The sequence below is a fragment of the Rhodococcoides kyotonense genome (assembly GCF_001645385.1).
Taxonomy (GTDB): Bacteria; Actinomycetota; Actinomycetes; order Mycobacteriales; family Mycobacteriaceae; genus Rhodococcoides; species Rhodococcoides kyotonensis_B.
In genome coordinates this window covers 60,147-83,470 of record NZ_LVHI01000041.1, presented here as the reverse complement: position 1 = coordinate 83,470, position 23,324 = coordinate 60,147, and the positions used below count along the sequence as shown (strand labels likewise).

Genomic DNA, 23,324 nt, shown 5'->3' with positions numbered 1-23,324 from the left:
CGAACAACGGAAGGACAGCCTGATGCCGGGACGTCAACGGCGTGACGGCGGAAACGGCCCCGCCGGACAGAACAGTGGACCGAACAGCGGCGACAACCGCGGTGACAACCGCGGTGGACGCGATCGTCGCGACAACTCGCGTGGCGGAAACGCTGCCGAGAAGTCGAACTTCATCGAGCGCGTAGTCGCGATCAACCGCGTCTCCAAGGTCGTCAAGGGTGGTCGTCGCTTCAGCTTCACCGCCCTCGTCATCGTCGGCGACGGCAACGGCTTGGTCGGCGTCGGCTACGGCAAGGCCAAGGAAGTTCCCGCGGCGATCCAGAAGGGCGTCGAAGAGGCACGCAAGGGCTTCTTCCGCGTTCCGATGATCGGCGGCACCATCACGCACCCCGTCCAGGGTGAAGCTGCAGCAGGCATCGTCATGCTCCGTCCGGCCAGCGCCGGTACCGGTGTCATCGCCGGTGGTGCTGTCCGCGCCGTGCTGGAGTGCGCCGGAATCCACGACGTGCTGTCGAAGTCGCTCGGAAGCGACAACGCCATCAACGTCGTCCACGCCACCGTGCAGGCTCTGAAGGAACTGCAGCGTCCCGAGGAAGTCGCGGCTCGCCGCGGCCTGACCCTCGAAGAGGTTGCTCCCGCAGGCATGCTCCGTGCGCGCGCACAGGCAGGAGCGGTGAAGTAATGGCACAGCTGAAGGTCACTCAGATCAAGAGCACCATCGGCCAGAAGTCGAACCAGCGGGACAGCCTGCGGACGCTCGGACTGAAGGGCATTCGCCAGTCCGTCGTTCGCGAGGACACGCCGCAGACTCGCGGACTGGTCAACGTGGTGCGCCACCTCGTCACAGTTGAGGAGGTCTAACCATGACCATCAAACTGCACCACCTGCGCCCCGCTCCCGGATCCAAGTCGGCGAAGATTCGCGTCGGCCGCGGTGAAGGCGGCAAGCGCGGCAAGACCGCTGGTCGCGGTACCAAGGGAACCGGCGCACGCAAGAACGTGCCGTCGCGTTTCGAGGGCGGCCAGATGCCCCTGCAGATGCGTCTGCCGAAGCTCAAGGGCTTCACCAACCCGAACCGGGTCGAGTTCCAGGTCGTGAACCTTCGCGACATCGAGCGGCTCTTCCCCCAGGGCGGCGAGATCAGCATTGCCGATCTCATCGCCAAGGGTGCGGTTCGCAAGAACCAGCCCGTCAAGGTTCTGGGCGACGGAAAGCTGACCGTCAAGGTCGACATCTCCGTCAACAAATTCACCGGCTCTGCCAAGGAAAAGATCGCCGCTGCCGGCGGTTCTGCAACCGAGGTCTAGCCTGCTCCGGCACCCGCCGTGCTTGCGGGTGCCGGTAGGTACATCGCGCGATGGCCGCAGTGCACTTCCTCATGGAGGCGTGCACTGCGGCCATCCGTGCCTCACCGGGCGTCCGTGGGTTCCACCCGGATGGCGAAGACGGTGCCCGATCGGGTAGCACGGCAACTGACCGTCAGCCCGCACGGCGCACACTGTTAGAGTTCTAGAGTTCACTTTCATTGCTCGAATGCGGGCGACGAACATCGTCTGCAGTCCACGGTCGAAGCTCGGCCGGACCGATCACGGTCCGACGGATCTCGACGCCAACGCGCCTTGTGCCAGGAGGATCTTTGCTTTCCGCCTTCGTGTCGGCCCTCAGGACTCCTGACCTGAGACGGAAGATCCTCTTCACCCTCGGGTTGGTTGCCCTCTATCGGTTCGGTGCAACCCTGCCGTCTCCCGGCGTCGACTACGCCAACGTCCGAGCATGTATCGACCAGGTCTCCGGTGGCGACCAGGCGGGCATCTACTCGTTGATCAACCTGTTCTCCGGCGGCGCACTTCTGCAACTGTCGGTCTTCGCGATCGGCATCATGCCGTACATCACGGCCAGCATCATCGTTCAGCTGTTGACGGTCGTCATCCCGAAGTTCGAAGAACTTCGCAAGGAAGGCCAGTCCGGCCAGGCGAAGATGACCCAGTACACCCGGTATCTGTCGATCGCTCTCGCGATCCTGCAGGCAACGGGTCTGGTTGCACTCGCGTCGCGCGGTCAGCTGCTGCAGGGCTGCCAACAGGACATCATCGCGGACACGAGCATCTTCGGTCTGATCATCATCGTGCTCGTCATGACTGCCGGTGCGGCGCTCGTGATGTGGTTCGGCGAGGTCATCACCGAACGCGGCGTCGGCAACGGTATGTCGCTGCTGATCTTCGCCGGCATCGCGTCGCGCATCCCGTCCGAGGGCAAGTCGATTCTGGACAGCCGTGGAGGCCTGGTCTTCGGCCTGGTCTGCGTCGCGGCGCTACTGATCATCGCCGGCGTCGTCTTCGTCGAGCAGGGCCAGCGTCGTATCCCGGTGCAGTACGCCAAGCGCATGGTCGGGCGCAAGATGTACGGCGGTTCGTCGACGTACCTGCCTTTGAAGGTCAACCAGGCAGGCGTCATCCCCGTGATCTTCGCGTCGTCGCTTCTGTACCTCCCCAACTTGATCGCCCAGCTGACGTCCGCGAGTACCGCGACGGACCCGAGCTGGTGGCAGCGAATCATCAACGAGTACTTGGTGAACCCGGCGAACCCGGTCTACATCGCCATCTACTTCGGACTCATCGTCTTCTTCACCTACTTCTACGTCGCCATCACCTTCAACCCGGAGGAACGCGCCGACGAGATGAAGAAGTTCGGTGGATTCATCCCGGGCATCCGCCCGGGCAGGCCGACCGCCGACTACTTGAACTACGTGCTCAGCCGCATCACACTGCCGGGCGCGATCTACCTGGGCACCATCGCCGTGCTGCCCAACCTGTTCCTCGACATCGGTAGCTCGGGCGGCGCGCAGAACTTGCCGTTCGGCGGTACTGCCGTGCTCATCATGGTCAGCGTCGGCCTCGACACCGTGAAACAGATCGAAAGCCAGCTGATGCAGCGTAACTACGAAGGGTTCCTCAAGTGAGACTTGTTCTTCTTGGTCCTCCCGGTGCCGGTAAGGGCACCCAGGCAACGATCCTGTCGGAGAAGCTGGGTGTACCCCACATCTCCACCGGAGATCTGTTCCGCGCGAACATCAGCGAGCAGACCGCACTCGGTATCGAGGCGAAGAAGTACCTCGACGCGGGCGACCTCGTCCCGAGCGAACTCACCGTCGACATGGTGCGCAGCCGCCTCGCCGAGCCGGACGCCGTCAACGGCTTCCTCCTCGACGGCTTCCCGCGTTCGGTCAACCAGGCTGAGGCGCTCGTCGGAATTCTCGCCGACATGGGCGCGAAGCTCGACGCGGTCCTGTCCTTCGTCGTCGACGAGGACGTCGTCGTCGAGCGCATGCTGGCCCGCGGCCGCGCGGACGACAAGGAAGACGTGATTCGTAACCGCCTCAACGTCTACCGCGACGAGACCGCACCGTTGCTCGACTACTACTCGGACTCGATCGTCACGGTCGACGCGATCGGTGAAGTCGACGAAGTCAGCGCACGCGCTCTGAAAGCTATCGAGGGTTTCGACAAGTAATGGCGTTCGGTCGTAAGCGCAAGGTAGTGCCGTTCCGCAGTCCAGGAGAGCTCGACGCCATGGCTGCGGCCGGCGCTGTCGTCGGCGCCGCATTGGTAGCCGTCCGTGACGCGGCCAAACCGGGAGTATCGACCCTGGAACTGGACCGGGTCGCGGAGGCCGTCATCCGGGATGCAGGTGCTGTCCCGTCGTTCCTCGGTTACCACGGCTTCACCGGCAGCATCTGCTCGTCGGTGAACGACCGTGTCGTGCACGGCATTCCGTCCGCCGACGACGTTCTCGCCGACGGCGACCTGATCTCGATCGACTGCGGCGCCATTCTCGATGGATGGCACGGCGATTCCGCCTGGACCTTCGGTGTCGGCCACATCATCGAGGCCGACGAGTTGCTCAGCGAAGCAACGCGGTTGTCGATGGAAGCGGGCATCGCGGCCATGATCGCGGGCAACCGTCTGACGGATGTCTCGCATGCCATCGAGACAGGCACGCACGCGGCCGAGAAGGCACACGGCCGCAAGTACGGCATCGTCGACGGATACGGCGGCCACGGCATCGGTCGCGAAATGCACATGGAACCGTTCCTCGCGAACGAAGGCGCACCTGGCAAGGGCCCCGAGCTCGTAGTCGGTTCGACCCTCGCGATCGAACCGATGCTCACCCTCGGCACCTACGAGACCGAGGTTCTGGGTGACGACTGGACCGTCGTCACCACCGACGGTTCCCGAGCAGCGCACTGGGAACACACCGTCGCCGTCACCGAGGACGGTCCGCGCATCCTGACGCTGCGGCCTGAATAGGTAATCCGGCGTCGCGCTCCATCCCCGCGCTTCGTCCCCGCTCCGACCGAAGGTGACATTCGGTCACTCCGAGTGACCGAGGGACGCTCTCGGTGCGGGCGGGGTGAGCGAGGGACGCATTCTGTCACTCCGAGTGACCGAGGGACGCCCTCGGTGCGGGCGGGGTGAGCGAGGGTGACATCCGGTCTGTCAGAGCTCGACCGAAATGGTCACCGGACCGTCGTTGACGAGCGCCACCTTCATGTGAGCCCCGAACGTCCCGGTCTCGACGATGGCTCCGAGTTCGCGAAGGCGATCGACCACCCGTTGGACGAGTGGTTCGGCGACCGTCCCGGGCGCGGCCTGGTTCCATGACGGTCGCCGGCCCTTGGCAGTGTTGGCGTACAGCGTGAACTGACTGATCACCAGTAGGGGAGCACCGACGTCCGAGGCCGATTTCTCGTCGTCGAGAATTCGCATTTTCCAGATCTTCTCGGCGAGAGCGTCGCTCGACTCCACGGTGTCGGTGTGTGTTGCTCCGACGAGCACGACCAACCCCTGCCTGCCGTCGGCGAGGTCCAAGGTGCCGACTACAGAGCCGTCTACCTGGACCGATGCGGATGTCACCCGTTGAATCAGCGCGCGCATCCCCGTAGCTTGCCATCCCCGCGGGAGGCTCATTTGGCCTGGTGGGAGTTTGCCGGTAGCATAGGTCGGCGGTGCGCTCTGCGTACCGGTTGTCCGCATGCCTGCGTGAGCCGGCGCTCGTGCGACCGGGCAGTGAGCATCACGGTAACGGAAACAGATGCAATCAACCAGGCGTGAAGCCAGGGACGCGGAGGATATGGCTAAGAAAGACGGTGCCATCGAGGTCGAGGGCCGGGTCGTCGAACCCCTGCCCAATGCGATGTTTCGCATTGAGCTGGAGAACGGCCACAAGGTGCTCGCACACATCAGCGGAAAGATGCGCCAGCACTACATTCGCATCCTCCCCGAGGATCGCGTCGTAGTGGAGCTCTCTCCGTACGACCTCACGCGTGGGCGCATCGTTTACCGCTACAAGTAAAAAGCTTCTTCGGCCAGATCCGGTCGGAGAGAACCATGCTCGCGGCGGTGCCGTGCAATTCGGCGCGCGTGGGCAGAACACAGGAGATCAGCGACGTGAAGGTTCAGCCGAGCGTCAAGAAGATCTGCGAGAAGTGCAAGGTGATTCGTCGTAACGGGCGAGTCATGGTCATCTGCGACAACCTGCGTCACAAGCAGCGTCAGGGATAACCACCGAGCATTCGCGTTTCTGCTTGGCACATAGCTAGAAGAAGACCTCCCAGCACCAACCGCGACATACGCGTCACGGCATACCCCCGGCACGGAGGCCGGGGCCCCACTGAGTTCGAGGGAATTTCGGTTCCCAGCAGTACAGAGGCACAGGGGACGGACTGGGAGCAGACCTCCGGAACAAGATAAGGATTGCCACATGGCACGTCTCGCAGGTGTGGATCTGCCGCGCGAAAAGCGCATGGAGATCGCACTGACCTACATCTACGGCATCGGCCGTACCCGCTCGAAGGAGATCCTCGACGCAACCGGCATCAGCCCGGACCTGCGCAGCAAGGATCTGTCCGACGAAGATCTGACGAAGCTCCGCGAGTACATCGAGGAGTCCCTCAAGGTCGAGGGCGACCTGCGCCGCGAGGTTCAGGCCGACATCCGTCGCAAGATCGAAATCGGCTGCTACCAGGGCCTTCGCCACCGTCGTGGTCTGCCCGTCCGTGGACAGCGCACCAAGACCAATGCGCGCACCCGTAAGGGACCGAAGCGCACCATTGCCGGCAAGAAGAAGGCGAAGTAATGCCCCCCAAAGCACGCGGTACCGGTCCGAAGAAGACGCAGAAGGCGCGTCGCAGGGACAAGAAGAACGTCCCGCACGGATCTGCACACATCAAGAGCACGTTCAACAACACGATCGTGTCGATCACCGACCCGTCGGGCAACGTCATCTCGTGGGCGTCGTCGGGCCACGTGGGCTTCAAGGGCTCGCGTAAGTCGACTCCGTTCGCTGCTCAGCTCGCGGCCGAGAACGCTGCGCGCAAGGCACAGGAGCACGGCGTCAAGAAGGTCGACGTGTTCGTCAAGGGTCCCGGCTCCGGCCGTGAGACCGCGATCCGCTCGCTTCAGGCTGCTGGCCTCGAGGTCGGCACCATCTCCGATGTCACCCCCCAGCCGCACAACGGCTGCCGTCCGCCGAAGCGGCGTCGGGTCTAGCGGGAAGGAAAGGTTTTAGAAAATGGCACGTTATACCGGTCCCGCTACCCGCAAGTCGCGTCGTCTGCGCGTCGACCTCGTTGGAGGCGACCAGGCGTTCGAGCGTCGTCCTTACCCGCCCGGCCAGCACGGCCGCGCGCGGATCAAGGAGAGCGAGTACCTGCTCCAGCTGCAGGAGAAGCAAAAGGCTCGCTTCACCTACGGCGTCATGGAGAAGCAGTTCCGTCTCTACTACAAGGAAGCCAACAAGCGTCCCGGCAAGACCGGTGAGAACTTGTTGACGATCCTCGAGACGCGTCTCGACAACGTCGTCTACCGCGCCGGACTCGCACGCACGCGTCGTCAGGCACGTCAGCTGGTCACCCACGGGCACTTCCTCGTGAACAACCAGCGAGTGGACATTCCCAGCTACCGCGTCTCGCAGTACGACATCATCGATGTCCGCGAGAAGTCGCTGTCCACGCTTCCGTTCCAGGTCGCCCGTGAGACGGTCGGCGAGCGTCCCGTTGCCTCGTGGCTGCAGGTCGTCCCGAACCGCCTGCGGATCCTGGTTCACCGGGTACCGGAGCGCGCACAGATCGATGTGCCGCTCCAGGAGCAGCTCATCGTCGAGTACTACTCGAAGTAAGGCGCAGCACGCCTGCGGGTGTCGTATTCATCCGCAGGCGTTCTCGCCTCCACACGTGGGCGTCAAATAGCGGACGTCCGTACAGGAGGAAGAAACAATGCTCATTTCACAGCGCCCGACGTTGACCGAAGCGGTCATCGCCGACAACCGCTCGAAGTTCGTCATCGAGCCGCTCGAGCCTGGCTTCGGTTACACCCTCGGCAACTCGCTCCGCCGTACCCTGCTGTCGTCGATCCCCGGCGCTGCTGTCACCAGCATCCGTATCGACGGCGTTCTCCACGAGTTCACCACCGTTCCCGGAGTCAAGGAAGACGTCACCGACATCATCCTGAACCTCAAGGGACTCGTCGTGAGCTCCGAAGAGGACGAGCCGGTCACCATGTACGTCCGCAAGCAGGGCCCCGGCGCTGTTACCGCAGGCGACATCGTTCCCCCGGCCGGCGTCACGGTGAACAACCCGGATCTGCACATCGCGACCCTGAACGACAAGGGCAAGCTGGAGATCGAGCTCGTCGTCGAGCGCGGTCGCGGCTACGTCCCTGCCGTTCAGAACAAGGCGTCCGGCGCAGAGATCGGCCGTATCCCGGTCGACTCGATCTACTCGCCGGTCCTCAAGGTCACCTACAAGGTGGAGGCCACCCGCGTCGAACAGCGCACCGACTTCGATCGGCTCGTTCTCGACGTGGAGACCAAGAACTCCATCACCGCGCGGGACGCGCTCGCTTCGGCGGGCAAGACCCTGGTTGAGCTCTTCGGCCTTGCCCGTGAGCTGAACGTCGAAGCAGAAGGAATCGAGATCGGACCCTCGCCCGCCGAGGCCGATCACATCGCTTCCTTCGGACTCCCCATCGAGGATCTGGACCTGACGGTCCGTTCCTACAACTGCCTCAAGCGCGAGGGTGTTCACACCGTCGGCGAGTTGGTTGGTCGTACCGAGTCCGATCTGCTGGACATCCGTAACTTCGGACAGAAGTCCATCGACGAGGTCAAGGTCAAGCTGCATTCGCTGGGCCTCTCCCTCAAGGACAGCCCCGCGTCCTTCGATCCGACCACCGTGCCCGGATACGACGCCACCACGGGAACGTGGAGCGACACCGACGCCGGTTCCTTCTCGGACACCGAGGGAACCGAGCAGGACTACGCCGAGACAGAACAGCTGTAATCAGCTCTCGCGGGAGCTCTTACTAGGAGATTCATCATGCCCAAGCCCACCAAGGGCCGCCGTCTCGGCGGGTCGGCGTCGCACCAGAAGGCCATCCTGGCCAACCTGGCGACGGCACTCTTCGAGCACGGACGCATCACCACGACCGAGTCGAAGGCCAAGCGCCTTCGTCCCCACGCCGAGAAGCTGGTGACCCACGCCAAGAAGGGTGACCTGGCTCATCGTCGCGAGGTCCTCAAGGTCATCAACAACAAAGATGTCGTGCACAAGCTCTTCGCCGAGATCGGTCCGTTCTTCGCCGATCGCGACGGTGGCTACACGCGCATCATCAAGACCGTCCCCCGCAAGGGCGACAACTCGCCGATGGCCATCATCGAGCTCGTCAACGAGCAGACGGTGTCCAACGAAGCCGATCGCGCTCGCCGCGTGAAGGCATCGCAGGCTGCACCGGCCGCTGCCGAGGCTCCCGCCGAGGAGAACGTCGTCGAGGCTGTCGAAGCCGACGCGACCGACGCCCAGGTCGAGAACGCCGACGCAGTCGTCGACGGCATCGAGGACAAGGACGCTCACGCAGCGGACGCGTCCGAGGCAGAAGACGCCAAGAAGGACTAGTCCTCTTGGTTTCGGAGCAAGACCGAAGCGGACCCGTCGTTCCCACAGGGGACGGCGGGTCCGCTTTTTCGGTTCCCCACAGGTATCGGCTCGACGTCTCGTACGACGGCACCGACTTCTCGGGCTGGGCACGTCAACCCGGAATCCGCACGGTGTGCGGCGTTCTCGAAGAAGCCTTCTCGACCGTGCTGCGGCAGACGATCGAGCTGACCGTCGCGGGGCGCACCGACGCCGGCGTGCATGCGAGCGGGCAGGTTGCCCACTTCGACTCCACCGCCGTCATAGACGAGCCTGATCGTCTCGTACGACGGATGGCCAGATTCCTGCCGACGGACGTTCGTGTGACCGCAGTGACCGCTGTGTCCTCCGACTTCGACGCCCGCTTCTCGGCTCTGCGACGCCACTACGAATACCGTTTCAGCACAGCGCGATACGGCGTCGATCCGCTGGACGTGCGCGGCGTCGTGTCCTGGCCGCGCGACATCGATCTCGACGCCGTGCGCGACGCGTCGTCCCGCCTGCTCGGCTTGCACGACTTCGCCGCGTTCTGCAAGCGTCGCGACGGCGCGACGACCGTGCGTGAACTGCAACGGTTCGACTGGGAACGCGTCGGAGACCGGGTGACCGCCTACGTGAGCGCCGACGCCTTCTGCTGGTCGATGGTCCGAAGCCTGGTCGGTGCGATGCAGGCGGTCGGAGAGGGCCGTCGGACACCGGAATGGACGGCTGGATTGCTGGAGACGCGCGACCGTTCGAGTGCGGTGACCGTGGCGCCCGCGCACGGATTGTCGCTCGTGCGTGTGGATTACCCTGCGGCCGCGGACCTGGCGGCACGGAACGTGGCGACGCGCGAGGTTCGCGGGGACATACCGCCGAGCGTGACAGGGTGCTGCTGACAGCGGCCTAAGCTGATGGGTGTGGTGACGAACGAGGATCCGGTGAAGTTGGCGGTCATCGTGGCCAGTGTCCGGCCCGAACGGGTGGGTCCGGTGGTTGCGGACTGGTTCCTCGGTCGCGTCGCCGAAACGCCCGGATTCGCTGCCACGACACTGGATCTGCGCGACTTCGACCTACCGGTCGATCTGCGTTCATCGGCGGCAGGTGAGAAATTCGCCGCAGCGATCGATGCTGCCGATGCGTTCGTGGTGGTGACGCCCGAATACAATCATGGCTACCCGGCATCTCTGAAGACTGCCCTGGACAGCGTCAAGTATGAGTGGCGTGGCAAGCCGATCGGTTTCGTGTCCTACGGCGGGATGGCCGGAGGACTGCGGGCCACCGAACAGTTGCGACAGGTCGTGGCCGAACTGCACATGGTGTCGGTGCGGACGAGTGTCGGATTTCATCGGGTCAAGAAGGCGTTCGACGCGCACGGCCGTACGACGGACGCGGTGGCGTTGGATGCGTCGGCGACCATGCTCGAGCAAGTGCGTTGGTGGGCAACGGCGGCGAGGGCGATACGCGTCGAGCATCCTTATCCGGGCTGACCCACCGGGGTCGGTCGGACGATGCGCGGTCGACCGATGAACGCGGTTTCCTGCGAGATCGTGACCAGGATCAGTTCGGTTTCGGAGGTACCGGTCCGCACGAACAGTCGGTCGCCTGCCGCGCCTGGTTGCACGATGCTCAGGTCGGGGTCGGGCATCGGTGTGCGCGGGAGGTGTTCGGTGAGGACCATCGTCGTCGCCCCGTCGGAACGTCGGCCGCTGGGCAACACGGCATCGGCGTGATCGTGCAGTACGACGTCGAAACGTGTGTCGGCGCGAAGCGTCCCACTCTCGACGTGCAGGCGATCGGGCGACGCCACCGAGTCGACCAGCGGCGCCCACGCGTGCGCCCGGTCCGTTCGGATGAGGACTCGTGCGCCGGTGGCGACCGCGCGAAAGACCAACTGCTGTGCCAGATACAGCTCTCCGGCGACCAGAACCGTCGCGAGATCGGGTCCGTGCAGACGCATCGCCAACCCATGTCCCGACGCATTCGACCCCAACAGCTGACCGCATCCGCTGATGGGCATGCGCAACGTCGCGATCCGGGCGACGGCCATTTCTCGGACGGGTTCCGCGTGACCGGGCGCGGCGATGCCGAGCGGTAACGACGTCGACAACGCTTCGCGATGACGGCCGTTCATGGACACGGCACCCGGGATTCTCGGCGCGGGTCGAGTCCCTCGCGACACGAAGCGGCATTCGCCGTCGACACGCACCAGGCCGGGCGACGATCCAGGTGTCAGTCGAAGTGCGACGGTCGTGCCGAGCGAGGGAGTTGCCCAGACGTCGGCCAGAACTGTCGAGTCGAGACGGCGACAGTCGAATCCGAATCCTGTGTTCGACACGCCGGGAAGTGGTGCGCTCGACCAGCTCTCGGTCAGTTCGTCGGCGTGGACGCCGCGCAGGAGCGTCGACGCGACGGTCGTTATGTCGGTACCGGTCAGCGTCCGCGAGGCGGTCCCGCCGGCGGCGAGTGCGCGTGCGACGCGTTCTGTGGCGATCCCGACCGTCCGCGCGATCCCCGTTCGACCTCCACCGCGCGCGTCGATCGCACGTCGATTCGACGCGATGTCCAGCGATACGGCCACCCAGACGCGTCGCGATGCAACTGCGGGAAGCGGGCCGATGAGATGCTCGTACACGTCGGCGGCAGGTGTTCCAGACGCAGTCCGCATCCCGTGCGCCACGATGTCGATGCCGCTGAGTGAGATGTCGTGTTGGCGTAGACATTCGGCGAGGGCGGCGAGGTCGACGAAGGATTCGGTGTGGGCCTCGGATCGTCCGAGCCTCGTGACAGCACCGCGGGGCGGGAGCAACTCCAGCACCGACGTCACCCGTCCGGCGTGCCAGTGCACACCGAAGGATCGGCCGTCGGCCTCGGTGCGGTCGGTGACGACCCCGAGCTCCGGCGTGCGTCCCGTCGCGTACCGCCCGACGGTCCACAGCCAGTCGAACACGCCGCGACCGGCCACCGCGACGAACGGGAGGACGGCGACGACGGCAGCACCCGAGATCACGACGGTGAGCGATGTACCAAGGCAGACAGCTCCGAGCGCGGCGAACGCCAGAACCGATTCGGTCCACACCACGCGGGCAAGCCCTGGCATCCGAAGTGCGATCACCTGGTCGACAGACGCCGTGCGTCGACGTGGAGACGTGGACATCACAGATCGAATCCTCCCCCCGAAGGCTCTGCTGACGAGAAGGGCATCGCCCACTCGTTCCTGGGACTGTACTGTGTCGGCCGGGGAACGGCTCGGGGGGTCGGGTCGGACACGGCGCAGGGGAGGGCTCGTGGCGGCGACGCCGACAACGAAATGGCAGGTGGGCGGATACCGCTTTCTGGTCCGACGGATGGAACACGCGCTGGTCCGCCGAGATGTTCGTATGTTGCACGATCCGATGCGGTCTCAGTCCCGGGCACTGTCGGTCGGATTGGTCATCGCCTGCATCGGTCTCGCGGGATGCGCGGCCTTGGCGTTGCTTCGTCCGCAGGACAAGATCGGCGACGCGTCCGTCGTGGTGGCGAAGGATTCGGGCGCTATGTTCGTGCGAGTCGACGACGTGTTCCATCCGGTGCTGAATCTCGCGTCGGCGCGACTGGTCGTCGGGCGCCCCGAGACGCCGACGATCGTGAAGGAATCCGAACTCGCTGGTAGACCCCGTGGTTCGCTCGTCGGTATCCCGGGTGCGCCGTCGGCGCTGCCGCAGGACGACGCGGCCGCGGGTGCGTGGACGGTGTGTGACACGCTCGGCGCTACCGGAAGCGTCTCGGAAACGACGGTCGTGATCGGGGACCCGGTGTACGGCAACGACATCGAGCCTCTACGAGACGATGAGGCCCTTCTGTGGTCGACGCTCGACGGCACGTACCTCGTGTACGGCGGCGGCCGCGCCCGCATCGATCTCGGAGACCGAGCCGTGGTTCGCGCGCTGGGACTGGACGACGCTGTCGCGTCGCCGGTCAGTCCGGGTATGGCCGATGCGGTTCCGGTCGTTCCCGCGATCACGCCACCGTTCATTCCTCGTGCAGGGGAGTTGCCCAACTATCCGATGGTAGGCAAGACGATCGGGTCCGTCGTCAAGGTCACCGGGGTGAATGTCGCCTACTATGTGGTGCTGGAGAAGGGAATTCAGGCGATCTCGGAGGCGACAGCGCAGCTGATCGTGTTCGCCGATTCTCAAGGCAACCAGCAGATCGACGCAGTCCTGCCGGACGTGCTGTTCGACGCCCCGACTGTGACCGACCTTGCCGTCCAGACCTTTCCGGCCGCAGCGCCCACTCTCGTCGATACCTCGTCCGCGCCGGTCGGGTGCGTGACGTGGAGTCCCCTGACCGCCGCCGACGGTGGACCCACGGCACGTATCGTCGCGTCGTCCGGGAGCGCGTTGCCGCTCGACGCTCGGGCCGCGCCGGTCCGACTCGCTCAGGCGGACAGCGGCGGACCCGCGGCCGACGCCGTCTTTCTGACTCCTGGTAGCGGGCGGTTCGTACGAACGACGGGAATCGGCGCGAACAGCACACGCCAGGACTCGTCGTTCTTCGTGGCCGACACCGGTGTCAGATTCGGGGTGCCGGATGCGGAGTCCGCGAAGGCTCTCGGTCTCGACGAACCGGTCTCGGCACCGTGGCAGATGGTCGAACTTCTCGGACCCGGGCCGGCGTTGAGTCGCGCGGCAGCTCTCACGGCCCACGACGGCGTCGATCCGCCACCGAATGCCGCTGCGTTGCCGTCGAATTGACGGGCCGTCGCTGTGCCCGGAGGGGGACCGCGACGCCGAGGCCGAGCGCGAGCAGCACGCCCACGGCAGCGGTTCCCCACAGCGCCGCGGACCGCGGACGTGGATCGGGTGGGACGGGCACGACCGGTGCGGGAACGGGCACCGGCGCGGCCGCCGAGATAGCGGGCATTCCGTCGACCTGTCCCGTGACAGCCGCAACAGGATCGACGACGCCGTTGCCCACCAACGGGTTCCACCCCTCGGCCGGCTGATGGGCGGTCGCCTCGATACGTTCGATCACCTGTGCGGCCGAAAGATCGGGTCGATGTGCGCGGACGAGGGCGGCAACGGCAGCGACCAAGGGAGCCGCGAAGCTGGTGCCCTGGATCGGACGCGCGTTCCCCTGGTTGTCGACGGTGCCGTCGGTCAGACCGTTTCCGCTCGGTGACAGCGACGTCATACCGGTGCCCGGTGCCGCGACGTCGACCCACGGTCCGGCCAGTGTGAAGCCCGAGGGGTATCCGTCGGGGTCGACCGAGCCGACGGTGAGCACCTGATCGTCGAACCATGCCGGTGTCGCGATCGTCGCCGTTCGATTCCATTGATCCGCATAGGGATCCGTGGGGTCGGGCAGCGGATTCTGTGCGCTGCACTGTCCCTCGCCGCCGCCCCCGATGTTGCCCGCCGCCGCCACGATCACGACGTTCTTGATTCGTGCCGCATAGTCGATCGCGGCGCCCAGCGGACCGTCGGCAATACCGCCCGAGGCCGGTACGCAGGCGACTTCCGAGATGTTGATGACCGTCGCACCGAGGTCTGCTGCGGTTCGCACCGCTCGTGCCATCGTCATCACGTTGCCGTACCCGGCAGCATTCTCCACCGGCGACTGCTCTTCCTCCTCCGGCGTTCGCTCCTTCTGAAAGGCATTGCTGGACTGCCGTATCGAGATGATCTGGGCGTCGGGTGCCCCGCCGGCGAAACCGCTGCCCGGGACGGTCTGCGCGGCGATGAGGCCGGCGACGAGGGTGCCGTGAGCGTCGCAGTCGGACAGGCCGTCATCGGTGTGGACGTAATCGCCTCCAGGACGCAGACCGGGCAGTCTGGGGTGCGGTGTGACGCCGGTGTCGATGACGGCCACCAGTTGTCCGGCGCCACGGGTGATCGGCCAGACTGCACCGAAGTCGAGGGCGCGCTGCGCGTCGGGAACTGCGGGTCCGTCGACTACCGACGTGACCGGGACGCAGGCGTTGCGTTGCTCGGTCGGGTCCGGCGGCACCGGCGGTGCGGGCTCAGGAAGAAGCGACGCGTCGACGACGGGTCTCTCGGCGCCCGAGACGCCGACACCGGGACCCGCTGCAGTCAGGACCACGACGGCGCCGATCAGGCATCCGACGCGGAGAAGCTGCGTCGTCACAGCGCGCGCATGGCCGAGTACAGCCCGCACACCCAGCATGCGACCGGCACGATTCCGGCGATCGCCGCGTACTCGATCAGCTCGGCGGTGCGGCGCAGGACGGGTGAGTACTCGCGCGTCGGGACGATCGAGCCGAACACCAGCGCGACGACCGCCACGGCGGTCGCAGCCGACAAGGTGACCAACGACGACGACGGTAGTCGCACGATGGCGGCGCCGAACAAGCCGAGGACGATGGTTGCCCCGGCCGCGACGAGCGGGACCGCCTGATTCAGTTCCGCGAAGGTGCGACCGCGTAGGACGAGTACCAACGCCGTCAGCAGCGCCAGAGTGATTCCCGGCCAATAGGTGTCGGATCCGCCCGCGACTGCGGCGACGAGGACTCCGACTGCGGTCGTCGCGGCGCCCGCGCACACGAGACCCGTCAGGTAGCTGCGCGCGTCGGCGGCTGCGGTGTCCAGGTTGTCGTACGAGGGAGAGTCGTCCTCGTCGTGTGCGTCGAGCGGAGCGCCCGCGGTGGGTACCGGCGGAAGCGGGATCCGAGCCTGCATCATCGACAGACGTGGAGCGAATGTCAGACCGGCCAGGGCGAGAACGCCGGTACCGCCTCCGACGGTAGTGACGGGTAGCTCGGTGAACTCCGTCACCGCGGCCGCCGCTGCGGCAGCACACGACGCCACCGCCGTGCCCGTGAACAGCGCCGAGCCCTGCCCACCGAGGCGGAGCGCGATAATTGCGGCGACTCCGACGGCGGAGGCGCTCAGCAGTAGGTGTGGAGCGCCGAGGGGCAGCGGTACGAACAGGATGCCTGCAGTCCCGGCCAGCAACGCCGAACACGCCGACACGAACACGCCCGTGCGTGAATCCGGTCCGATGCGGCTCCAGACCGAGCCCGCCACGAGAAAGACGAACGCGGTGGTCGCGGCGGCGAACGCGCCGGCCGGTGTGTCCGAGGTGCTCTCGCGGAGCGCGTCCGAGACCACGCCTACGCATCCGAGCAGCAGTGCGACGGCACTCACCGCGAATCCGACGGTCCGTGCCGTGCGCGGTGTCCAGAGCGACCCGGGGTCCGTGCCCGTCGTCGCGACCGCATACATCAAATCGTCGAACAGCGGTGCCGGAGCGGGCGATTCGGCGTCACAGAGAACGAGAAGCTCGCCGTCGCGGACGCCGGACTCGTGGAGAGTGCGCGTGCCGGGTAGCGGCGGACTGCCCACGCGCCCGAGCACCAACGGCGTCTGCCGAGCGGCCGCGGGACCGTCCGCCTGCCCACCGAGCAGGTCCACGATGCCCGGAAGAAGCAGCGCGAGCGGCACATCCGTCGGCAACGCCATGTCCACCTGCGTCGACTCCGCGACGACGGTGAGTCTGCACAGATCCATCGCCGCGTGCGTCGCGCCGTCACCGTCGACGGACCGCGCGAGATCCCCCGTCATCCAATCCCCCCGGAATGGTCGTCGTGCCGACACCGGCGTGTCTGGCAGCGTCAGACTCTACGACATCGGTCCGACAACGGGGAGGGTGTCAGACGGACGCGAGATTGCTGACGTCGGCCAGCAGTTCGTAGGACCGAAGCCACGACTCGCGCTCGACGACTCCGGACGCCACGATGAGTTCGTCGGCGTCGGCGTGCTCGGCGAACTTCTCCAGGTAGTCCTTGACGACGTCGGGCGTGCCGACTGCGGAGTACTTGGTCATCTGCATGATCTGCCTGCCCTGGGGCGCGTCGAGGAGCATGTCGGCTTCCTCGTCGGTGAAGGTGCGTCCGCGTCCCAGCAGCAAACTGACGCGGCTGCGCTTGGTGGCGAGGAACTGCCGTTGAGCGTCGTCGTTCGTGTCGGCCGCGATGACGTTGACGCCCGCGATGACGTACGGCGCGTCGAGCTGCTCGGACGGTCGGAACTCGCGACGGTAGATCTCGACGGCCTGCTCGAGCGCGTCGGGAGCGAAGTGCGACGCGAATGCGTACGGCAGGCCGAGGAGCGCCGCGAGCTGTGCGCCGAACAGGGACGATCCGAGCATGTACAGCGGCACGTGCGTACCCGCACCCGGCGTCGCGCGAACGCCTGCGACGCGAGACTCGTCGGACAGGTAGCCCTGGAGTTCCTGCACGTCCTGGGGGAATCGATCGGCCGATGCGGGATCACGACGCATCGCGCGCATCGTCACCTGGTCGCTGCCGGGTGCGCGACCGAGTCCGAGGTCGATGCGGCCTGGGTGAAGCGTGGCAAGAGTTCCGAACTGTTCGGCGATGGTCAACGGTGCGTGATTGGGGAGCATGATGCCTCCCGAGCCGAGCCGAATTCGACTGGTGTTCGCGGCGACGTGTCCGATCAGGACGCTCGTGGCGGACGAGGCGATCGAACTCATGTTGTGGTGCTCGGCGTACCAGATTCGACGGTAACCCCAGTCCTCGGCGCGTTGCGCGAGCGTGACACTCGCGTCGAAGCTGTCCTTGACGCTCTCGCCGGTTCCGATGTGGGCCAGGTCGAGGATGGAGAGTGGTACTGACATCGGGTGACGCCAACCTTTCGTTCGCTTCGGTGCTCGTCGTCTCCGATCCTCAACTCCTGTGTACGTGCAACTATTCCGTGCTCGTCCCTCGCGGAGAACGTGCCCATGGGCTAGTCTGTCGCGGAAACAGACCGCTCGCCTGGGAACGAGCAGTCTGCGGTAACGGGGGACACCGAACGGTGGGGGGCGTCGTTCAGCGTGAGTAGTAGTACGTGAGCACGATTCGTTTCGTGCGCGGGCAGCGTCGGCCGGTTCCGCGCACCCCTGGCGGCGAAGTGACGCTGCAGGCGCCGCCGGAGATTTCGCGCGTCGTCCCGGGCAATCTGATGACCAAGCTGATGCCGGTCGTCATGGTCGCGGCCATGGTCGGGATGGTCGCGTTGATGTTCACCTCCGGCATGGCGGCGAACCCGATGATGTTGATGTTCCCGGCGATGATGCTGGTGTCGATGCTCGGAATGGTCGCCGGTGGCGGTCGCGGCAGCGGTGCACGAACGGCGGAGGCGAACGAGGACCGCAAGGACTATCTGCGCTATCTGGACGGGCTGCGGCGCGACGTCGCCGCGACCGCGGAAAGCCAACGCGCAGCACTGGAGTGGTCGCATCCGGCTCCGGAGGTCTTATGGACCTACTCGGGAACCACTCGCATGTGGGAGCGACGCACGTCGGACCCGGATTTCTGCCACGTGCGCCTCGGCACCGGCGACCAACGGCTCGCGACGCGCCTCGTCCCACCCGAGACGGGACCGGTGGAGGAGTTGGAACCGGTGTCGGCGGTGTCGCTGCGGAGATTCGTGAGGGCGCACTCGGTGGTATCGACGCTGCCGACGGCCGTGTCGCTGCGCGGGTTCGCGGCCATCTCGGTAGCCGGTGACCGGGATGCCGGGCGAGCTTTGGTGCGTGCGATGCTCGCGTCGCTCTGTACTTTTCACGATCCCGACCAGGTACGCCTCGCCGTCGTCTGCGGGCCGGACACCGTGACGTACTGGGATTGGACCAAGTGGCTGCCGCACGCCCAACACGACAGTGCGCGCGACGACGTCGGAACCGCGAGAACGATCTACGGATCGTTCCTGGAGCTCGAATCGTCTCTCGCGGAGCATCTTTCGTTGCGTACGCGCTTCGCGCGCGGTTCCGCGCCGTCACCCGGAGTGCCTCAGCTCGTGATCGTCGTCGACGGCGGGTTGCTCGACAATTCTGATACCGACGTCGTCCGCACCGGACTCGATGCCGTCACCGTCGTCGACCTGTCCGACTTCGCCTCGGGTCTCGCAGCCGGTAGAGGGCTGCGGTTGGTGACCGAGAACGGGACGATCGGGGCGGTCAGCGGCAACCGCATCGAACTCTTCGGTGCGGTGGACGGACTGAGCGTCGCCCAGGCCGAGACCGTTGCCCGACGCCTCTCGCCCTACCGCACCGCGGCCGCGCACGCGGCTACCGACGACGGGTCGGACGACACGGGATCGATGTCGGAGTGGCATCGGTTGTTGGGCATCCCCGACGTCGGTGTGCTCGACACCGACCGCACGTGGGTTCCGCGCCGCGGTCGTGACCGGTTGCGGGTTCCGATCGGCGTCGCACCCGATGGCAGCCCCGTCGAGATCGACCTGAAGGAGTCCGCCGAGAACGGCATGGGTCCGCACGGATTGTGCATCGGTGCAACAGGATCGGGGAAATCGGAGTTTCTGCGCACACTGGTGCTCGGCATGGTCGCCCGACACGGCCCGGATCAGCTCAACGTGGTGCTCGTCGACTTCAAGGGTGGTGCGACGTTCGCCGGGTTGGAGGACGCGCCGCACGTAGCCGCGGTGATCACCAATCTCGCGGACGATCTGGCGCTCGTCGACCGGATGCGCGACGCGATCGCCGGTGAGATGAACCGGCGTCAGGAATTGCTGCGGGACGCAGGCAATTACGCGAACGTGTCGGACTACGAGAGAGCCCGTGCGGCGGGCGCGCCGCTCGCGCCGCTGCCTGCGTTGTTCATCGTCGTCGACGAGTTCTCCGAATTGATCGGCCAGCAGCCGGAATTCGCCGAACTGTTCGTCGCTGTCGGGCGTCTCGGGCGATCGCTGCACATGCATCTGTTGCTGGCGAGTCAGCGGCTCGAAGAGGGCAAACTGCGAGGTCTCGACAGCCATCTGTCGTACCGGATCGGGTTGAAGACGTTCTCCGCCAACGAGTCTCGTTCGGTACTCGGTGTTCCCGACGCCTACCACCTGCCTGCGCAGCCCGGCGTCGGCTATCTGAAGTGCGATTCCTCGGAGATCGTGCGTTTCGCGGCGGCGTACGTGTCGGGGCCCTACGTCCGACCGCGGGGTGCCGAACGAGCTGCAGGGCGGGCAGCGATCGACATCCGACCGCGCGTGTTCGGCGCATTCCCGGTTCGGCTCCGGAACGAGGAGGTGGTGTCAGTACGGCCGGCCGCCACTTCTGCTGCCGTGCAGACGCCCGAGCCGGCGGCGAATGGACGGACGGTGCTCGACGTCGTCGTGGATCGGATACGCGGTAGAGGATCGGCTGCGCACGAGGTGTGGTTACCACCGCTCGACCTCCCACCGACCCTCGATCGGTTGATACCCGACTCGGTGCTGACGGGCCCGGCCCCGGCGTCCGCGTCGCTCCGGGTGCCGATCGGCATCGTCGACCGTCCGTACGACCAGCGCCGCGACCTTCTGACGGTCGACTTGTCCGCGGCACAGGGACACATGGCCGTCGTCGGCGGCCCGCAGTCGGGCAAATCGACGGTTCTTCGAACGCTGATCCTGTCGCTCGCTCTGACGCACACGCCCGAGCAGGTGCAGTTCTACTGCCTCGACTTCGGCGGCGGCACACTCGGAGCTCTGCAGGCTCTTCCGCACGTCGGTTCGGTTGCGGGCAGGACGGACGTCGACCGTGTCAGACGCACCGTGGCCGAGGTGACCGCGGTGATCGCTCGTCGCGAAAATCATTTCCGTTCAGCGGGAATCGATTCGATGGTCGACTTCCGTCGACGACGCGCCGGGGGTCCGGTCGATACCGACGACGGGTTCGGCGATGTGTTCCTGGTGGTCGACGGGTGGGCGAGCATCAGGTCCGATTTCGAATCGCTCGAACCTGACCTTGCGGCGTTGACGGCACAGGGGCTGTCGTACGGTGTGCACCTTGTTCTCAGTGCCTCTCGATGGGCCGAGGTGCGCCCCGCGACGAAGGATCTGGTCGGTACTCGGATCGAGTTGAAACTCGGTGACGCATCGGACTCCGAGTTCGGGCGTGCCAAGGCTGCTCGTGTCCCCGAGAACCGTCCCGGGCGTGGAATCACGAAGGACGGTTTGCACCTGTTGACCGCGCTGCCAAGGATCGACGACACATCGGCGACGGTCGATCTCGGTGCCGGTGTCCAGGCCGCGGTCACGGCGGTAGCGCGTGTCTTCACCGGCATGTCGGCGCCCGGTGTTCGCATGTTGCCCGAGAACCTCTCGCGCGCTGCGCTTCTCGACATGCTGACTGGACGCTGGCCGAGACAGGGGGGTGGTCGTCCCGAGATCACCGTTCCGATCGGCGTCGACGAGGCCGAGTTGAAGCCTGTCGCAGTCGATTTCGGGGAGCAACCGCACTTTCTCATGTTCGGTGACACCGAGTGCGGCAAGACTGCTCTGCTCCGCTCGATGTGTGCATCGCTCGTCGAAGCGAACACATCGGCACAGGTCAAGGTCATTCTCGTCGACTATCGGCGCACGATGCTCGGCACCGTGACCGGTGATCACCTCGCCGGATACGCTGCGTCGCACTCGGTTCTTACGACGATGATGGGAGAGTTGGCCGTCAAGCTGGCTGCCCGCATGCCCGGTCCTGACGTGACGCAGCGTGAACTGCGTGAACGGTCGTGGTGGACCGGGCCCGAGATCTTCGTGGTCGTCGACGACTACGACCTGGTGGCGACGCCGTCGGGAAATCCGTTGTCGGTAATCGTCGAATACCTTCCGCACGCGCGAGACATCGGCTTCCATCTCGTCGTGGCGAGACGGTCCGGGGGAGCGTCGAGGTCGCTGTACGACCAGGTGGTGTCGCGGTTGCGTGACCTCGTCTCGGCCGGTCTCGTCATGAGTGGAAGCCGTGACGAGGGCGCTCTGATCGGGTCGGTCAAGCCGACTCCGCTGCCCCCGGGACGTGGAACGCTCGTCGATCGCCGTGGGCAGTCGTTGGTCCAGCTGGCCTGGATACCCGAGTGAGGGGCGAACGGAGTTACGCCGCAGTGCATCTCGGCGACGGTGTGATGTCGGTGCTCCACGCGCGCGGTGACGAGGTGATCGAGACCCGTCATACGACGTCGGCAGTGGTGCGCGACGGGGTTCTGTCGTTCCCTGTCGATCTCGACGACCCGGACACCGTGTGTCACCTGTCGCGCACGATCGACGACCCCGTGACGATCGTCGGGGTCACACCCGTCGCGACCGCGGAGGTCCTGGCAGGCACGCTGAAGGCCGCCTTGCACAGCGCAGGTGCGTCGGACGGCGTCGACGTGCTGGAGATATCGTGTCCGGCGACGTGGGGCCACCACCGGCGGCGGACGGTTCGGCTCGCCGCTCAGCCCGTCGCTCGCGAGGTGCTGCTCGTCGACACCGCCGTCGCGGCCGTGCACAGCGTGGGAGAGCGGGCGCCCGAATTCGCGGTCGTCGTCGAGATGGCGCTTCTCGACTCCGCGGTGAGTGCAGTGACTCTCGACGCCGACGGGTCGGCGACCGTTTCCGGAGACTGGATCACCACCGGGGCGCTGGATCTCGTGGCCGACGGCTCGGGCTGGCGACGGGTCGAGGAGCGCGTCGCCGCCGCCATCGCCTCCCGGCCGAGCCGAGATCCGGTGCACGTCTTCGTCGTCGATTCCGCTGGGGCGCAGCCGAATCCGCTCTCCGTTACGGTGCCTCACGTTCTCCGTCGACTCGACGGCAGTGACGTCGTGCGTGCCATGGCGGGTCGAGCGGGTATCTCCCCTGAGGGGCGAGTGCCGGAAATCGAGGTAGCGGACTACATCTCGGACATTCCGTTGCCGGTGCGGTCGGCTGCCTGGTTGAGTGAAGTGACGGCGGAGTCGGACGAGGTTCGTCGACGCGGTGGTGCGATTCCGGCTACGTTGATCGCGGTCGCCGTGGTGATTCTCGTCGCGTTCGTCGTCGTTCTGATGCGCGGCGCGCCTGCACCGACCCAACCCGCTGCGGCTCGACATCTCTCGACGCCTCGTCCACCGCCGACGACGTCGGTCGTGGGCTCGACGGCGGTCCGAGCACCGCCTGTCGTTCCGGCGACGACCTCGCCGTCCCCACCTGCGGTAACCGGCTTCGAGGTAGGGCGTGTCCGGCTCGAACTTCCGTCGACGTGGTCGGCGCGCGAGGAACCCGACCGGCTGGTGTTGGTCCCCGACGACCTGCCTGACCGGCGGATCGTGGTGGCGACCACCCCGTTGACACCCGGTGCGACGTTCGACGACGTCGCCGACGACCTGTTCGCCGAGGCCGATCGGAGAGGGGGTGACACGTCTCTCGGAAACCTCACGCGTGCAACGGATGTCGGTGGGCGAGTGGCCCTGTCGTACACCGAGTCGCCGGACGACGAGTCGATCGTGAGGTGGCGCGTCTTCGTCGAGGACGATCTTCAGATCGCCATCGGTTGCCAGTCGACGCTCGGGGAGGAGGCCGTCCTCGAGGACGACTGCGCACGGGCCACCACGTCGTTGACGGTTCGACCGAACTGAGTCCGA

General features: G+C 66.0%; 23 protein-coding genes. 18 read left to right on the top strand and 5 right to left on the bottom strand.

From position 1 onward, the window contains the following. Positions 1-22 precede the first annotated feature (22 nt). The 6 genes from rpsE (at position 23) to map (ending at position 4,307) form a co-directional block, all read left to right on the top strand. Complete coding sequence (gene rpsE, locus A3K89_RS24895) at positions 23-682, top strand: 30S ribosomal protein S5 (protein WP_068432282.1); 660 nt, start codon at positions 23-25, stop codon at positions 680-682. Then, positions 682-861 (top strand): 50S ribosomal protein L30, encoded by a 180-nt coding sequence (rpmD, locus tag A3K89_RS24890; RefSeq protein ID WP_019663565.1) that lies wholly within the window; start codon positions 682-684, stop codon positions 859-861. Before rpsE ends, rpmD begins: the two co-directional genes overlap by 1 nt. Before the next feature lie 2 nt (positions 862-863). Then, positions 864-1,307, top strand: a complete 444-nt coding sequence (gene rplO / locus A3K89_RS24885) for a 50S ribosomal protein L15 (RefSeq protein WP_068432279.1) — start codon at positions 864-866, stop codon at positions 1,305-1,307. 329 nt (positions 1,308-1,636) lie between these two features. Continuing rightward, positions 1,637-2,959, top strand: a complete 1,323-nt coding sequence (gene secY, locus A3K89_RS24880; protein ID WP_068432276.1) for a preprotein translocase subunit SecY — start codon at positions 1,637-1,639, stop codon at positions 2,957-2,959. Then, the gene (locus A3K89_RS24875) at positions 2,956-3,510 is read left to right on the top strand and encodes an adenylate kinase (protein WP_068432273.1); all 555 of its coding nucleotides are present in this window, start codon (positions 2,956-2,958) and stop codon (positions 3,508-3,510) included. The genes secY and A3K89_RS24875 overlap by 4 nt, the downstream gene beginning before the upstream one ends. Continuing rightward, positions 3,510-4,307: a type I methionyl aminopeptidase gene (gene map / locus A3K89_RS24870; RefSeq protein WP_068432270.1), complete on the top strand. Its 798-nt coding sequence runs from the start codon at positions 3,510-3,512 to the stop codon at positions 4,305-4,307. The genes A3K89_RS24875 and map overlap by 1 nt, the downstream gene beginning before the upstream one ends. Before the next feature lie 189 nt (positions 4,308-4,496). Here map and dtd read toward each other — a convergent pair whose 3' ends face one another. Then, on the bottom strand, positions 4,497-4,934 hold the full coding sequence (dtd, locus tag A3K89_RS24865) for a D-aminoacyl-tRNA deacylase (protein ID WP_068432268.1): 438 nt from the start codon (positions 4,932-4,934) through the stop codon (positions 4,497-4,499). Positions 4,935-5,130: 196 nt separating this feature from the next. Between dtd and infA the strand changes: the two genes are divergently transcribed. From infA to A3K89_RS24820, 9 genes are all read left to right on the top strand, one after another. Next, on the top strand, positions 5,131-5,352 hold the full coding sequence (gene infA, locus A3K89_RS24860; protein ID WP_005140011.1) for a translation initiation factor IF-1: 222 nt from the start codon (positions 5,131-5,133) through the stop codon (positions 5,350-5,352). Between the two features lie 95 nt (positions 5,353-5,447). Beyond that, positions 5,448-5,561 (top strand): 50S ribosomal protein L36, encoded by a 114-nt coding sequence (gene rpmJ / locus A3K89_RS24855; RefSeq protein WP_025347279.1) that lies wholly within the window; start codon positions 5,448-5,450, stop codon positions 5,559-5,561. 199 nt (positions 5,562-5,760) lie between these two features. After that, entirely contained in the window at positions 5,761-6,135 is a 375-nt protein-coding gene (gene rpsM, locus A3K89_RS24850; RefSeq protein WP_068432265.1) for a 30S ribosomal protein S13, read from the top strand. Next, entirely contained in the window at positions 6,135-6,548 is a 414-nt protein-coding gene (gene rpsK, locus A3K89_RS24845; RefSeq protein ID WP_068432262.1) for a 30S ribosomal protein S11, read from the top strand. The genes rpsM and rpsK overlap by 1 nt, the downstream gene beginning before the upstream one ends. A gap of 22 nt (positions 6,549-6,570) precedes the next feature. Beyond that, positions 6,571-7,176 carry a 30S ribosomal protein S4 gene (gene rpsD / locus A3K89_RS24840; protein WP_068432259.1) on the top strand — a complete coding sequence of 202 codons (606 nt, stop codon included), beginning with the start codon at positions 6,571-6,573 and terminating at the stop codon, positions 7,174-7,176. A gap of 97 nt (positions 7,177-7,273) precedes the next feature. Next, positions 7,274-8,338, top strand: coding sequence for a DNA-directed RNA polymerase subunit alpha (locus tag A3K89_RS24835; RefSeq protein WP_068432256.1), 1,065 nt, complete (start codon positions 7,274-7,276; stop codon positions 8,336-8,338). Positions 8,339-8,374: 36 nt separating this feature from the next. After that, on the top strand, positions 8,375-8,950 hold the full coding sequence (rplQ, locus tag A3K89_RS24830) for a 50S ribosomal protein L17 (protein WP_068432253.1): 576 nt from the start codon (positions 8,375-8,377) through the stop codon (positions 8,948-8,950). 5 nt (positions 8,951-8,955) lie between these two features. Next, complete coding sequence (truA, locus tag A3K89_RS24825; protein ID WP_068432250.1) at positions 8,956-9,846, top strand: tRNA pseudouridine(38-40) synthase TruA; 891 nt, start codon at positions 8,956-8,958, stop codon at positions 9,844-9,846. 24 nt (positions 9,847-9,870) lie between these two features. After that, complete coding sequence (locus tag A3K89_RS24820; protein WP_114331923.1) at positions 9,871-10,437, top strand: NADPH-dependent FMN reductase; 567 nt, start codon at positions 9,871-9,873, stop codon at positions 10,435-10,437. Here A3K89_RS24820 and eccE read toward each other — a convergent pair. Beyond that, positions 10,425-12,104 (bottom strand): type VII secretion protein EccE, encoded by a 1,680-nt coding sequence (gene eccE, locus A3K89_RS24815; protein ID WP_084424117.1) that lies wholly within the window; start codon positions 12,102-12,104, stop codon positions 10,425-10,427. The two genes, A3K89_RS24820 and eccE, sit on opposite strands and share 13 nt — an antisense overlap. A 130-nt stretch (positions 12,105-12,234) precedes the next feature. Between eccE and eccB the strand changes: the two genes are divergently transcribed. Next, complete coding sequence (gene eccB, locus A3K89_RS24810; protein WP_068432244.1) at positions 12,235-13,683, top strand: type VII secretion protein EccB; 1,449 nt, start codon at positions 12,235-12,237, stop codon at positions 13,681-13,683. Here the strand turns inward: eccB and mycP are convergent. From mycP to A3K89_RS24795, 3 genes are all read right to left on the bottom strand, one after another. Continuing rightward, positions 13,625-15,076, bottom strand: coding sequence for a type VII secretion-associated serine protease mycosin (gene mycP / locus A3K89_RS24805; RefSeq protein WP_157105448.1), 1,452 nt, complete (start codon positions 15,074-15,076; stop codon positions 13,625-13,627). The two genes, eccB and mycP, sit on opposite strands and share 59 nt — an antisense overlap. Continuing rightward, the gene (eccD, locus tag A3K89_RS24800; protein ID WP_068432238.1) at positions 15,073-16,512 is read right to left on the bottom strand and encodes a type VII secretion integral membrane protein EccD; all 1,440 of its coding nucleotides are present in this window, start codon (positions 16,510-16,512) and stop codon (positions 15,073-15,075) included. The genes mycP and eccD overlap by 4 nt, the downstream gene beginning before the upstream one ends. A gap of 88 nt (positions 16,513-16,600) precedes the next feature. Continuing rightward, complete coding sequence (locus tag A3K89_RS24795) at positions 16,601-17,590, bottom strand: LLM class flavin-dependent oxidoreductase (protein ID WP_068432236.1); 990 nt, start codon at positions 17,588-17,590, stop codon at positions 16,601-16,603. Between the two features lie 212 nt (positions 17,591-17,802). Here A3K89_RS24795 and eccCa point away from each other — a divergent pair, with 212 nt between their 5' ends. Together eccCa and A3K89_RS24785 are read left to right on the top strand one after the other, a co-directional pair. Further along, complete coding sequence (gene eccCa / locus A3K89_RS24790; RefSeq protein ID WP_068432233.1) at positions 17,803-21,801, top strand: type VII secretion protein EccCa; 3,999 nt, start codon at positions 17,803-17,805, stop codon at positions 21,799-21,801. Continuing rightward, positions 21,798-23,318 carry a type VII secretion-associated protein gene (locus tag A3K89_RS24785; RefSeq protein ID WP_068432230.1) on the top strand — a complete coding sequence of 507 codons (1,521 nt, stop codon included), beginning with the start codon at positions 21,798-21,800 and terminating at the stop codon, positions 23,316-23,318. Before eccCa ends, A3K89_RS24785 begins: the two co-directional genes overlap by 4 nt. Positions 23,319-23,324: the final 6 nt, after the last annotated feature.

Excerpts from the sequence above, each read along its gene's own strand:
- rpsE (WP_068432282.1), top strand. The coding sequence starts at position 23 with ATGCCGGGACGTCAACGGCGTGACGGCGGAAACGGCCCCGCCGGACAG.
- rpmD (WP_019663565.1), top strand. The coding sequence starts at position 682 with ATGGCACAGCTGAAGGTCACTCAGATCAAGAGCACCATCGGCCAGAAG.
- rplO (WP_068432279.1), top strand. The coding sequence starts at position 864 with ATGACCATCAAACTGCACCACCTGCGCCCCGCTCCCGGATCCAAGTCG.
- map (WP_068432270.1), top strand. The coding sequence starts at position 3,510 with ATGGCGTTCGGTCGTAAGCGCAAGGTAGTGCCGTTCCGCAGTCCAGGA.
- dtd (WP_068432268.1), bottom strand. The coding sequence starts at position 4,934 with ATGCGCGCGCTGATTCAACGGGTGACATCCGCATCGGTCCAGGTAGAC.
- infA (WP_005140011.1), top strand. The coding sequence starts at position 5,131 with ATGGCTAAGAAAGACGGTGCCATCGAGGTCGAGGGCCGGGTCGTCGAA.
- rpsM (WP_068432265.1), top strand. The coding sequence starts at position 5,761 with ATGGCACGTCTCGCAGGTGTGGATCTGCCGCGCGAAAAGCGCATGGAG.
- rpsK (WP_068432262.1), top strand. The coding sequence starts at position 6,135 with ATGCCCCCCAAAGCACGCGGTACCGGTCCGAAGAAGACGCAGAAGGCG.
- rpsD (WP_068432259.1), top strand. The coding sequence starts at position 6,571 with ATGGCACGTTATACCGGTCCCGCTACCCGCAAGTCGCGTCGTCTGCGC.
- A3K89_RS24835 (WP_068432256.1), top strand. The coding sequence starts at position 7,274 with ATGCTCATTTCACAGCGCCCGACGTTGACCGAAGCGGTCATCGCCGAC.
- rplQ (WP_068432253.1), top strand. The coding sequence starts at position 8,375 with ATGCCCAAGCCCACCAAGGGCCGCCGTCTCGGCGGGTCGGCGTCGCAC.
- eccE (WP_084424117.1), bottom strand. The coding sequence starts at position 12,104 with ATGTCCACGTCTCCACGTCGACGCACGGCGTCTGTCGACCAGGTGATC.
- eccD (WP_068432238.1), bottom strand. The coding sequence starts at position 16,512 with ATGACGGGGGATCTCGCGCGGTCCGTCGACGGTGACGGCGCGACGCAC.
- A3K89_RS24795 (WP_068432236.1), bottom strand. The coding sequence starts at position 17,590 with ATGTCAGTACCACTCTCCATCCTCGACCTGGCCCACATCGGAACCGGC.